This is a genomic window from Psychroserpens jangbogonensis (assembly GCF_000797465.1).
Lineage (GTDB): Bacteria > Bacteroidota > Bacteroidia > Flavobacteriales > Flavobacteriaceae > Psychroserpens > Psychroserpens jangbogonensis.
Genome location: NZ_JSWG01000004.1, coordinates 190,413 through 203,934, shown reverse-complemented (window position 1 = coordinate 203,934; position 13,522 = coordinate 190,413). Strand labels below are relative to the sequence as shown.

The 13,522-nt window shown below is 34.8% G+C and carries 9 protein-coding genes; 1 reads left to right on the top strand and 8 read right to left on the bottom strand.

Features of this window, described 5'->3' with window-relative positions; all coding sequences use genetic code 11:
- Positions 1-8 precede the first annotated feature (8 nt).
- The 7 genes from RH81_RS03155 to RH81_RS03125 are packed head-to-tail and all read right to left on the bottom strand — an operon-like array spanning position 9 to position 9,962.
- Complete coding sequence (locus tag RH81_RS03155; RefSeq protein ID WP_033957599.1) at positions 9-1,070, bottom strand: cytochrome c oxidase subunit II; 1,062 nt, start codon at positions 1,068-1,070, stop codon at positions 9-11.
- 28 nt (positions 1,071-1,098) lie between these two features.
- Positions 1,099-2,463, bottom strand: coding sequence for a hypothetical protein (locus RH81_RS03150; RefSeq protein WP_033957598.1), 1,365 nt, complete (start codon positions 2,461-2,463; stop codon positions 1,099-1,101).
- Between the two features lie 24 nt (positions 2,464-2,487).
- Positions 2,488-3,048, bottom strand: coding sequence for a c-type cytochrome (locus tag RH81_RS03145; RefSeq protein ID WP_033957597.1), 561 nt, complete (start codon positions 3,046-3,048; stop codon positions 2,488-2,490).
- A gap of 9 nt (positions 3,049-3,057) precedes the next feature.
- Positions 3,058-3,588 carry a DUF3341 domain-containing protein gene (locus RH81_RS03140; RefSeq protein WP_033957590.1) on the bottom strand — a complete coding sequence of 177 codons (531 nt, stop codon included), beginning with the start codon at positions 3,586-3,588 and terminating at the stop codon, positions 3,058-3,060.
- A gap of 8 nt (positions 3,589-3,596) precedes the next feature.
- Positions 3,597-5,327: an NrfD/PsrC family molybdoenzyme membrane anchor subunit gene (gene nrfD / locus RH81_RS03135; protein ID WP_081988184.1), complete on the bottom strand. Its 1,731-nt coding sequence runs from the start codon at positions 5,325-5,327 to the stop codon at positions 3,597-3,599.
- Positions 5,328-5,357: 30 nt separating this feature from the next.
- A complete protein-coding gene (locus RH81_RS03130; protein WP_033957588.1) occupies positions 5,358-8,630 on the bottom strand; it encodes a TAT-variant-translocated molybdopterin oxidoreductase in 3,273 nt (1,090 codons plus the stop codon).
- Positions 8,631-8,663: 33 nt separating this feature from the next.
- On the bottom strand, positions 8,664-9,962 hold the full coding sequence (locus RH81_RS03125) for a c-type cytochrome (RefSeq protein ID WP_033957735.1): 1,299 nt from the start codon (positions 9,960-9,962) through the stop codon (positions 8,664-8,666).
- Between the two features lie 259 nt (positions 9,963-10,221).
- Here RH81_RS03125 and RH81_RS03120 point away from each other — a divergent pair, with 259 nt between their 5' ends.
- Positions 10,222-10,590, top strand: coding sequence for an SPOR domain-containing protein (locus RH81_RS03120; RefSeq protein WP_206539385.1), 369 nt, complete (start codon positions 10,222-10,224; stop codon positions 10,588-10,590).
- A gap of 69 nt (positions 10,591-10,659) precedes the next feature.
- On the opposite strand, the gene infB is transcribed toward RH81_RS03120, so the two are convergent.
- Positions 10,660-13,479 carry a translation initiation factor IF-2 gene (infB, locus tag RH81_RS03115; protein WP_033957586.1) on the bottom strand — a complete coding sequence of 940 codons (2,820 nt, stop codon included), beginning with the start codon at positions 13,477-13,479 and terminating at the stop codon, positions 10,660-10,662.
- Between the last annotated feature and the right edge of the window lie 43 nt (positions 13,480-13,522).

Below are 13,522 nucleotides of genomic sequence, written 5' to 3'. Positions count from 1 at the left end.
TTAATCTTTTAGTTAGTTAAAGAATTCTTGAAGGTTTTTTGTTCACTTAGCCAAGCATCATATTCTTCTTGGGTTTCAACAATAATCTTCATTTGCATATTATAATGAGATTTACCACATATTTTATTACATAACAATAGGTAATCAAACTCATATATTAACTCTTGTCCTATAGCTTCAATTTCATCTTTCCTCTCTAATCGTAGTGCATTAATATTAGCAACTTTTTCAACAATATCAGGATTTTGACGCATCTCTGCTGTTGTCACACTTGGCGTAAACCCAAATTGTGTAATCATTCCAGGAACACAGTTCATCTGAGCTCTAAAGTGAGGCATATAAGCCGAGTGCAATACATCTTGAGAACGCATCTTGAACAATATTGGTTGTCCTACTGGTAAATGAAGTTCAGTTGTAATTATATCATCTTGAGCATTTGGATCAGATTCATCAACTCCTAATATGTTTGCACGATCAATATCAATTAATCTCACGTTAGCAAGACCTAAAGTATTATCCTCACCTGCATAACGAGCTTTCCAGTTAAATTGTTGAGCATAAAGCTCAATAACTACTGGATCTTCACTTTCGTCAACATTCATGATACTTGTCCAAGTGAACAAACCATAAATAATTAAACCAGCTAATACTACCACCGGAATAAATGTCCAGATAGCTTCTAAGGTATTATTATCAGCATAAAACAATGCTTTACGTCCTTTTTCTCCTTTGTATTTATACGCAAAATAATGTAGAAGGAATTGGGTAAAGGTTTGGACTACAAAAATAAGAGCCATAGAAATAACCATCAAATTATCTAATTCTGGTCCATGTTCTGACGCAGAGTTTGACATTAAAGGTAAATCTCCTAAATACCAAAAACTAGCAATAGTAATGGCATAAATGAAGACAAGAAATGCCATCATTAAATATCCATTAAGCGTATTGTCTTTATCTGTAGCTACTTGGTCATTATCTGAACCTACTTGAGCAAGGTCAAATATTTTCACCATTTGCCATATCGCAATAGCTATGAATAGTACTATTATAAGTGTTAAAAAAGCAGTCATTGTCGTTTGTCTTCTTTATTTAATTTTATTAATAATGGAAATTTTCACTTTCTTTAATAAAAGGATTTCCTTTTGCGAGTAATGGATGTTTTGATAATGCAGTAAATACCACAAAAATGAATAATCCAGCAAATAACATTACTGATCCTATTTCAGGAATACCAATATACCATCTATCTCCTACCGTTGCAGGCATAATCATATTGAATACATCAATATAGTGACCACATAAAATAACGATACCTGCCATTACTACAAACCAAGGAATTCGTTTATAATCACTATTCATTAAAAGTAATAATGGGAATACGAAATTCATTGCTACCATGGCCAAAAATGGCAATTGATAATCTTGGAATCGAGTCACAAAGTACGTTACCTCTTCTGGAATGTTTGAATACCAGATAAGCATAAACTGTGAGAACCATAAGTAAGTCCAGAAAATACTAAAACCAAACATGAATTTTGCCAAATCATGTAAGTGACTATCATTAACGAATGGTAAATGACCTCTTGATTTCAAGTACATGGTAATTAAAGCAATTACAGTGATAGCACTTACAAACATAGATGCAAATACATACCATCCAAATAATGTTGAGAACCAGTGAGGATCAACACTCATTATCCAATCCCATGACATCATAGATTCTGTATAAATAAAGAATACTAAGAAACCAGCTGCAATTCTAAATGACTTTTTGAAATTACGATTATCATTTATATCCGCCTGATCTTGTGCTAAAGAGAATTTTCTAGCAAAATATCTATATAAACTCCATCCAGAAATAAATATCAAACCACGAATTATAAATCCAGTCATATTTAAGAATCCTGATTTACCAGCAATAAGCTTATCATGAGCTACAACTTCTGGGTCCATCCAGATAAAAATATTATTATGTCCGATATAATGTGATGCTACAGCAATACCTAAAACAATTAAAGCACCAGGCAATACGTAAGCCGTAATTCCTTCCATGACTCTATATAGTACTGGTGACCAGCCCGCTTGAGCTGCAAATTGTACAGCATAAAATGCTAATACGCCAAGTGCTATCATAAAGAAGAAAAATGCAGCAACATAAAGTGCTGACCATGGTCTGTTTTCTAATTGGTGTTGTACATGTTTAGCATGCTCATCACCATGATTTTCGGTAACTTCTCCATGAGATTCTTCACTATGTGAATCTCCATGATCATCTGCTACAACATGAGTATCTGCATCTGCTTCATGACCACCTCCATGATCTCCAGCTGCTTCATGTGCGATCATCTCTTTTACTTCATCTAAAGATTTGTGAGATGTCATAAAACCATAAGCAACACCTAGTGCACCTAAAACAATAAGTACAATAGAGAATGTTTTTAATTTACTTGAAAATGTGTACATATCTGTATATAATCTTTATCTAAATTATTTTTCTAGATCCGCTTTTAATTTTAAAACGTAATCTACAACTTGCCAACGTTCTTCTTCATTTAATTGATTAGCGTAAGAACCCATTGCATTTTTTCCGTAATAAATAGTATGGTAAATACTACCTTCTGTAATTGCTCTTCCAACATCATCATAACCAGGCACTCCTAATATTTTTTCTCTCTTTACTAATTTACCTTGACCTTTACCTTTATTACCATGGCAAATTCCGCAATAAATATTGTACAATTCTTTTCCTCTTTCGCTGTCTACTTGAGTTGAATCAAGTGAAGTCATTAAAGTCTCTTTAGCTAAAAGGAAACCGTCATTAGTATTTTCAATTTCAAAAGGCATGAAATCTCCTCTTGGTATTGATCCTTCTGCCGGTAATTGAGCTTCAACTCCTCCAGGAAAAGCATCAGACTCAGCATAAGTTTCATAACCTACGGATTCATACATATTTGGCATAAACTGGTAGTTTGGTCTTGTATCTTTCTTACAAGAAAGAATACTTGCAAATACCGTTAATACTACTATTATTTTAAATAAGCTTTTCATCTGAATAAATTAATGCTCTTTATCAATTAAATTAACTTCTACTGCTCCAGTTTCTTTTAATAACTCTGACAATTTGTTTTCGTTACCATGAACTGCAATTTCCATTAGGAAATGATCATCAGTAGTTCTAGGGTCTGGGTTTTCTGCCTTTTTAAATGGCCACATTCTACTTCTAAGGTAAAAAGTGATTACCATTAAGTGAGCTGCAAAAAATACTGTCAACTCAAACATAATTGGTACAAATGCTGGCATATTTTCTATGTAACTGAAACTAGGCTTTCCTCCAATATTTTGAGGCCAATCTTGAATCATGATAAAATTCATCATCACAATTGAAACAGCTAGCCCTATACATCCATATATAAATGATGTAATTGCAATACGAGTCGGTTCTAAGCCCATTACCTTGTCTAGTCCATGAACGGGAAAAGGCGTGTATATTTCTTCAATGTGATATTTTTCTGACTTTACCTTTTTAACGGCAGCCATTAGAACGTCATCATCTGTATAAATAGCGTGAATTACTTTTGAAGCTTCCATGTACTATTTTAGTTTATTAATTTTTTAGCTTGTCCAGACCAATCATCACGTTCAGCTCTTCCTGGGAAAGAACCTGTAATTGAATCTAACAAATCATATTCTCTTTTTGTCATTTTGCTCACTTGAAGGAACGAATAAATACCAATGCTATTTAATACTTCTTCCATTTTTGGGCCAATGCCATTTACTTGTTTTAAATCATCCGCCGTTTGAGAATCAGCATCAAAAGAACCAATAGATCCTAGTAAGTCTGTTACTTTAGCTGAATTATCTTCTGCAGGTTTCGTTGACTCTGTTTTTACAGCAACCGTTTTACCAGACGTTCTTTGATCAGAACCAGTTCCTACTAAACTATCTCCTCTCTCTCTGATATTTTTATAGCGTTCTCCTGACGATTTCAAAATTGTTTTTACCTCAGCCTGAGCAATCACAGGGAATGTTCTAGCATATAAAAGGAATAATACAAAGAAGAAACCAATTGTTCCTATAAAAATTCCAATATCAACAAATGTTGGTGAGAACATCGTCCAAGAAGATGGCAAGTAATCTCTGTGTAATGAGGTTACAATAATAACAAAACGTTCAAACCACATTCCAATATTTACAACAATCGAAATAAAGAAAGAGAACATAATACTTGTACGTAATTTTTTAAACCACATAAATTGTGGTGAGAATACATTACAAGTCATCATCGCCCAATATGCCCAAGCATAAGGACCTGTTGCTCTGTTTAAGAATGCATATTGTTCATATTCAACTCCTGAATACCAAGCTATGAACAATTCTGTCATATAAGCCACACCAACTATAGAACCTGTAATCATGATTACAATATTCATTAATTCGATATGTTGAACTGTAATATAATCTTCAAGGTTACACACTTTTCTCATAATAATAAGAAGTGTGTTTACCATGGCAAATCCAGAGAAAATCGCTCCTGCTACAAAATAAGGAGGAAAAATCGTCGTATGCCAACCAGGAATAACTGAAGTAGCAAAGTCCATAGATACAATAGTATGTACAGATAATACTAATGGTGTTGCTAATCCTGCGAGTACTAATGATACTTCTTCAAAGCGTTGCCAATCTTTTGCACGTCCTGACCATCCAAAACTCAATAAAGAGTATATCTTCTTTTGGAAAGGTCTCACTGCTCTATCACGTATCATCGCAAAATCAGGTAATAAACCAGTCCACCAGAATACCATTGAAACTGATAAATACGTAGAAATCGCAAATACATCCCAAAGTAATGGTGAGTTAAAGTTTACCCAAAGTGAACCAAATTGATTTGGAATAGGTAATACCCAGTATCCTAACCATGGACGACCCATGTGAATGATTGGGAACAAACCTGCTTGGATAACCGAGAATATGGTCATCGCTTCCGCAGAACGGTTAATTGCCATTCTCCATTTTTGACGGAACAGTAAAAGTACTGCCGAAATAAGTGTTCCTGCATGACCAATACCAACCCACCAAACGAAGTTAGTAATATCCCAAGCCCAACCAACGGTTTTATTCAAACCCCAAGTTCCGATACCTGTGGAAATTGTATAGATAATACAACCTACTCCCCAAAGGAATGCGACAAGTGCTATTGAAAATACAATCCACCAAGATTTGTTTGCTTTTCCTTCTACTGGAGCTGCCACATCTACCGATACATCGTGATATGATTTTTCTCCCGTAACTAAGGGTCTTCTAATAGGTGCTTCGTAATGAGACGCCATAATCTATTATAATTGTTTCTTAATTAATTTTTATGCTTCTGTCGTGTTTCTCACTTTAGTATGGTACTGCACATTTGGCTTAGTACCAACACTCTCTAATAAGTGATACATACGATCATCTTTTAAAAGTTTTGCAACTTTACTGTCTTTATCATTGATATCTCCAAATACCATTGCTCCATTGCTACAAGCCGCAGAACAAGCTGTTTGGAATTCTCCATCTTTAATTTCGCGTCCATCGCGTTTTGCATCAAGAATCGTTTTCTGTGTTTTTTGAATACACATAGAACATTTTTCCATTACACCACGAGAACGAACAACAACATCAGGATTTAATACCATACGACCTAAATCGTCATTCATATAGTAATCAAACTCATCATTTTCAGAATATAAGAACCAGTTGAAACGTCTTACTTTGTAAGGACAGTTATTTGCGCAATAACGAGTTCCTACACAACGGTTGTAAGCCATATGATTCTGACCTTGACGACCATGAGAAGTTGCTGCTACTGGACAAACTGTTTCACAAGGTGCGTGATTACAGTGCTGACACATTACTGGTTGGAAAGCTACTTGAGGATTATCAGCTGGATTTTCCAATTCTCCAAATCCGCCTAATGAACCTTTTTCTCCAAAAAGTCCTGAAAATTCATCCTTCTTAGTATCATCATCCGCAAAAGTCTCTTCTGAAGAATAATATCTATCTATACGTAACCAGTGCATGTCACGACTACGTCTAATTTCTTCTTTACCAACTACAGGCACATTGTTTTCAGCGTGACATGCAATTACACATGCTCCACATCCTGTACATGAATTTAAATCAATAGATAAATTGAAATGATGACCAATTGATCTATCAAACTCATCCCATAAATCAACTTCAGGAGATGTTACTGGAGTTTCAACATGGTTTAAGGACACCATTGGCATTGGATTCCATTGTTGCTTATCTTTTGTATTAAATACTTCTAAAGTTGTTTCTCTAATAATATCACCACGACCCATTAATGTGTTTTGCAACTGAACAGATGCAAACTCATGCATTCCAGATGCTTTACTAATAGATACGCTTTGTGCGTTATCAAAATTCTGATATAACGGGTAAGCGTTAACACCAGTTTTCATTTCATCTTTTAAACCAGCTGTTCTACCAAATCCTAAAGACATTCCTAAAGATCCTTTAGCTTGTCCTGGTTGAACAATTACTGGCACATTTTTTACAGTAACTCCATTAACAGTTAAATCAGCATAGCTACCATTTAAACCTCCAGTTGCCTCATGTTCATTTACTAAATTCAATGATTTTGCATCGGCTGCTGAAACTGTTACGTAGTTATCCCAAGATGTTCTTGTAATTGGATCAGGAAATTCTTGTAACCAAGGGTTGTTGGCTTGTTGACCATCTCCCATTCCTGTTTTAGTATAGAGTTGTAATTCCATACCTTCAGAATTAGCAGAAGAAGCTAATGCTCTTGCTGCACTACCTGCATTTACTGCAGCTATTCCTGAAGCAGAATTAGAACCACTTGTTGATGTAGTTGACGAAGATGTAGTCGATGTATATTCATCCTTATCTTCCTCTTTAATTCCAACACCTACTGCAGCATCATGAATAATGCCTCCAACTAATGTTCTGTCTTTCTTATCTTTTAATACTGTTGTACTTTCAGTCGTAGTAATAGAAGATCCTGCTGGATTACTTCCAAACATTCCAGGAATATAAACACCATCTTGAACTGCTTTATTGAAAGGCGTTCCCGATAATACTGAAGTTCCCCAAGCATCTTTAATATAATCACGATATGTCATATCGTTGTCAGTCCACTTTAATAACGCTTCTTGAAATTGACGTGTATCAAATAATGGACGGATTGTTGGTTGCATTACACTGAAATGTCCTTTTTTCATTTCAACATCTCCCCAAGATTCTAGATAATGAGGTGCAGCTGCGATATAATCACAAACTGAAGACGTTTCATCAGATTTTAGTGAGAATGCAACAGATAATTCTGTTTTTTCAAGACCTTCAGCAAATTCAGTAGCATTAGGAAGTGTATACATTGGGTTTACACCACTCATGATTAAAGCTCCAACTTTACCAGCCTTCATATCTGAAACTAAAGACATTAAATCTTTAGAATTACCTTGTCTTGTTAAGATTGGTGTTTTAGGATCAAATGCTTTGCTACTTAGCGACTCGTTAATTGCTATTGCAACAGTCTGCGCATTCACATCTTGAATACCAGTAACTAAAACTCCGTTACTTCCTGCTTTCTTTAATTCGTTAGCCGCATTTTGAACAGCACTGTTTATATTTTCTGGTAAGTCTGTTGACACAGAGCCTCCAACTACTAAACTATATAATTTTGCTAATGCTTGTTTTTGCTGACTTGGAGTTAATGGCACACGTTTGTCTGCGTTAGCTCCTGATAATGACATATTAGATTCAAACTGAATATGACGAGACATTTTACCATGCTTTGGCACACGTCCTTTCGAATATCCTGAATCAAATCCACCACCTTGCCAATCTCCTAAGAAATCTGCTCCAATAGATACTATTGTTGTGGCTTTAGAGAAATCATAATTTGCTAATCCACGCTCACCATAATTAGCTTCGTAAGCATCGAGCGCTGGAGATTCTGAAACTGCATCATAAACTACATGACGTACATTTCCATATTTAGCAGAGAATTCAGAAATCAATTTTGAAGTTGAAGGACTTGCAAATGTTTGTGTCAATAACACGATTTGCTTTCCAGAAGACTTCATTGACTCTAATTTCTGACCTACTTCAGTATCTAAAGTTGACCAAGAGACAGAAGACTCACCATTCATTGGTGACTTTACTCTCAATATATCATACAATCCTAAAACTGAAGCATTAACTCTGGCATTAGCACCACCATTAGTAGCTGCCATTGTATTGTTTTCAATTTTTATTGGACGACCTTCACGAGTTTTAACCAATACACTTGCAAAATCAAAACCATTTGCAATGGTAGTTGCATAGTAATTAGCAACTCCAGGAATAATTTCTTCAGGCTGTACTACATAAGGAATAGATTTAATCACTGGTCCTTCACAAGCAGCTAATGATGCTGCCGCAGTACTAAAACCTACGTACTTTAAAAAGTCACGACGCGTAGTAGAAGAAGATTCTAGAGATTCTTTATTACCTAAAAATTCTTCGGTAGGAATCTCATTAACAAATTCATTCTGTCCTAGCGTCTCAACAATAGAGCTGTTTTCGTTTAGCTCTTCAACACTTTTCCAGTATTTCTTGTTTGATGACATATTATATAATTGAATTACTTCTTATTAAACTTATTAGTAATGGCATTTTCCACATTCCAGTCCACCCATTTGGGCAGCTGTCAATTTATCTACACCATATTTCTTAGATAACTGCTCATGTATTTTTGTGTAATACGCGTTATCTTTTACGTTAATCTCAGTCTTTCTGTGACAATCAATACACCATCCCATTGTTAAAGGTGCATATTGATACATTACTTCCATGTCTTCAACTGGTCCATGACAAGTTTGACATTCTACACCCGCAACAGTGACGTGTTGTGAGTGGTTAAAGTATGCGAAATCTGGAAGATTATGTATTCTCACCCATTTTACAGGCTCAGTTTCTCCAGTATACTTTTGTTCATCATCATCCCAACCTACAGCTGCATATAATTTTTTGATTTCAGCATTATAATCAACCCCATATTCATTTATACCTTCTGCTTGAGTATCTTCTGAAACTTCATAAATAGATTTATGACAGTTCATACATATATTTAATGATGGTATTCCAGATTGCTTACTAACTCTTGCAGATGAATGACAGTATTTACAATCAATACCATTATCTCCTGCATGAATTTTATGTGAATAATGAATTGGCTGAACTGGCTCGTAACCCTGATCAACACCTATTTGTGATAGGTAACCAAAAACAAAATAGGCACTAGCTAATAATAGAAGTATTACAGTAACTAAAATCAAGAATTGATTTTGAATAAAAGCTTTCCAGATAGGAATGCTTTTATCTTCACTAGCAATATCAATACCTTTAGCTTCTGCAAAACGATTTAATGTTTTACGAACCATAAGTAAGGCCATTGCTAACAACACAAATAAGATTGCTAAAGCTCCTAGAATTAATTTGTTTGAGATTCCATCAGAATCTCCACCACCACTATTTGCAGCAGGACCAGCTGCTACAGCAGGCGCTGCTTTAGGCTGAGCTGTATAAGCCAAAACGTCTGATATATCTTGATCTGATAATTGTGGGAAAGCGGTCATCGCTGTACCATTGTACTCATTATAAATTTGGTTAGCGTAAGCATCACCAGATTTAATTAAACCAGCACTATTTCTAATCCATTTGTTTATCCATTCTCTATCTAAACCTAGCTCTTCCTCTAAACGCAATTCTAAATCACGTAAAGCAGGTCCAGTCATCTTCTTATCCATTTGATGACATGAGGCACAATTTGTATTAAATAAAGTTTTTCCTTTTGCTGGATCACCTTCCTGAGCAGTAAGTGAAGTAGAAATCGTGAGTAAAAAAACTAACCCTAAATTGAGAAAATTTGCTGTTAGTTTACGGTAAATCACTTGTATCATAGTGTTAGTTGAATTATCTTCTAAACTTTGGTATGATTTTTTCATTAATTAAATTGAAAAAAACGTTTGTAAAATCTCACGCAAAAATAACATATAATGTCGATTTTAGAAATGTTAGTGAACTGTTAATTGTTAATTTATAAAGATTCTAAATAATATTTAAAGTCTTCAATAAGTTATATAAATGAATCAAATATGAACGCAATAAAAAAAAATCATTTTCTTTGCACTAAATCACTTAGTTATGATAAAACGTAATATGAAACTTTTATTAATCGCAATCGCTTTTTTTAGCTTTTCAATCGAGAGTTTTTCTCAGATCGGAACAGTTGTAGTTGATCAAGATAGCGATATAGATAAATTACTAGAATTCAAAAAAGACGTAAAGACCGTAAACCTCTTTAAAATTCAGGTGTACTCTGGCACACGATCAGGTGCTGAATCATCTAAACAGAATTTTTTAAATTCATTTAATGAATGGCCTGTAAGTATGGAATTTGATTCGCCAAACACAAAAATTTGGATAGGAAATTTCAGAAGTAGGTTAGAAGCTGACAAAGCACTTTTAAAAATAAAAAGAAAATATACTAATGCATTTATTTTTGAACCGAAGAAAGACAAAAAATAAAAGTTAAAATTTTTAATCACAAAAAAAAGCGACCTTAAGGTCGCTTTTTTTTATTTAATATAGAATTAATTATTTCAATTTTTTCTTTACTTCTACTTCTTGGAATGCTTCTAGAACATCGTCAATTTGAACATCATTATAGTTTTTCAATTGAATACCACAATCATATCCTTTAGCAACCTCCTTAGCATCATCTTTAAATCGTTTTAATGAAGTTAATTCACCTGTGTGAATTACAACACCATCACGTATTAAACGAATTCCTGAACTTCTAAAGATTTTACCATTAGTTACCATACAACCAGCAATAGTTCCAATTTTAGATACCTTAAATAATTCTCTAATCTCTGCTGTACCAGTAATCTCTTCTTTAAGCTCTGGAGATAACATACCTTCCATTGCATCTTTAAGATCATTAATAGCATCATATATAATTGAATACATTCTGATATCAATTTCTTCTTTATCCGCAATTTGACGCGCATTACCCATTGGTCTTACATTAAACCCAATAATAATTGCATCAGAAGCTGTTGCTAATAAGACATCACTTTCGGTAATGGCACCAACACCTTTATGTATGATATTAACTTGTATTTCTTCAGTAGATAATTTCTGGAATGAATCTGTTAATGCTTCCACAGAACCATCCACATCACCTTTAAGGATGATATTTAATTCTTGGAAATCACCAAGCGCTATACGACGTCCGATTTCATCAAGAGTAATATGACGTTGCGTTCTAACTGATTGCTCACGTTGTAATTGTGTACGTTTTGCAGCAATTTGTTTTGCTTCACGCTCATCTTCAAATACACTAAACTTATCTCCTGCTTGAGGCGCTCCATCTAAACCTAATATAGAAACTGGTGTTGATGGTCCAGCAACTTTCACGCTGTTACCACGCTCATCATGCATAGCTCTAACTTTTCCGCTATTTTTACCAGCAAGAACATAATCTCCAACTTTTAAAGTTCCTGCCTGGACTAAAATTGTAGACACATATCCTCTTCCTTTATCTAAGAATGCTTCTACAACAGTTCCATTAGCTTGTTTATTTGGATTTGCTTTTAACTCTAATAATTCAGCTTCAAGCAATACCTTTTCTAATAATTCTTTAATTCCTGTTCCGTCTTTAGCCGAAATATCATGTGACTGGATTTTTCCTCCCCAATCTTCAACTAATAAATTCATCTGTGCTAATCCCTCTTTTACTTTTTCAGGATTTGCTCCATCTTTATCAATTTTATTTATTGCAAAAACAATTGGCACTTCTGCTGCTTGAGCATGAGCAATTGCTTCTTTTGTTTGTGGCATTATAGAATCATCTGCAGCAACTACAATAATTGCTAAATCGGTAACTTGAGCACCACGAGCACGCATTGCTGTAAAAGCCTCGTGACCTGGTGTATCAAGAAATGCGATTTTTTGTCCGTCTTCTAGTTGAACACCATAAGCACCAATATGTTGTGTAATTCCACCTGATTCACCAGCGATTACATTTTCTTGACGTATATAATCTAGTAAAGATGTTTTACCGTGATCTACGTGACCCATAACGGTAACGATTGGAGCACGAGCTACTAAATCTTCTGGTTTATCTTCAACTTCTTCTATTGACTCTTCAATATCAGAGGTCACAAAATCAACGTTATAACCAAACTCATCAGCAACAACCGTTAAGGTTTCAGCATCTAATCGTTGGTTCATGGTTACCATCATACCAAGTGACATACAAGCAGAAATAATTTCAGTAACAGAAACATTCATCATCGTAGCAACTTCATTAGCTGTTACGAACTCTGTTACTTTAAGAATTTTGCTTTCAGCATCTTCAATTTTTTGATCAATTTCAGTCTGCTCTCTATGCTGGTCTCTTTTTTCTCTTCTATATTTTGCGCCTTTTCCTTTACTCGATTTCCCTTGAAGTTTCTCTAGAGTTTCACGAACTTGCTTTTGAACTTCTTCAGCACTTGGCTCTGCTTTTACAGTAGATGTACGTTTACCTCCTTGAGTTTTACCTTTATAACCACCTCTTTGGTTTCCGCTTCTATTTCCAAAGTTACCGCCTGTGGCACCAGGTCCAGAACCAGGTCCTTTACTTATACGTCTTCTCTTCTTCTTATTAGCGTCTCCAGCAGTCGTTTTATTATCAGCTGGCTTTTTTTCTTCCTTTTTCTTCTTAGGTTTATTAAACTTAGAAAGGTCAATTTTTTCACCAGCAATTTTAGGACCGGATAATTTCTTGTATTGAGTTTTTAAAGTTTCATCTACAGGTTCCTCTTTAGATTCTACTGCAGGCTCTTCTGCAGGCTCTTCTTTAGTCTTTTTTTCTTCTTTCTTCGGAGCTTCTTCTTTAGCTACTTCTTTCTTTGGAGCTTCCTCTTCTTTCTTCGGAGCTTCTTCTTTCTTTGGAGCTTCTTCTTTCTTTGGAGCTTCTTCTTTCTTTGGAGCTTCTTCTTTTGCTTCTTCCTTTTTAACTTCTGGCTCTTTAACTGCCTTAGGTTCTTCAGGTTTTGGCTCTGCTTCTTTTTTAGGTTTATCTAAGTCTATTTTTCCAACTTGTTTTGGGCCACTTAATTCTGCTTTAGCCTTAACAACCTCTTTGCTCTTTTTCTCTTCTTGCTTAGCTTTTTCTTCCAACTCACGCTCACGCTGTTCGCGCAATTCTTCCTTTTCCTTTAATTTCGCTTCACTAACTTCTTGCGACGCCATTTTTTTATTAGCGTCAGTTTGGAATTCGTTGGAAAGAATTGTGTAAACGTCTTCTGATATTTTGGTATTAGGACTCTTCTCTATTTCGACACCGTTTGATTCTAAAAAATCAACAGCACGATCAATAGAAATATTGAGTTCTCGTAATACTTTATTTAATCTTGTTTGAGCCATAAATCGCTTGTAATATAACTTAAAAATCTTTTATACCAAATTA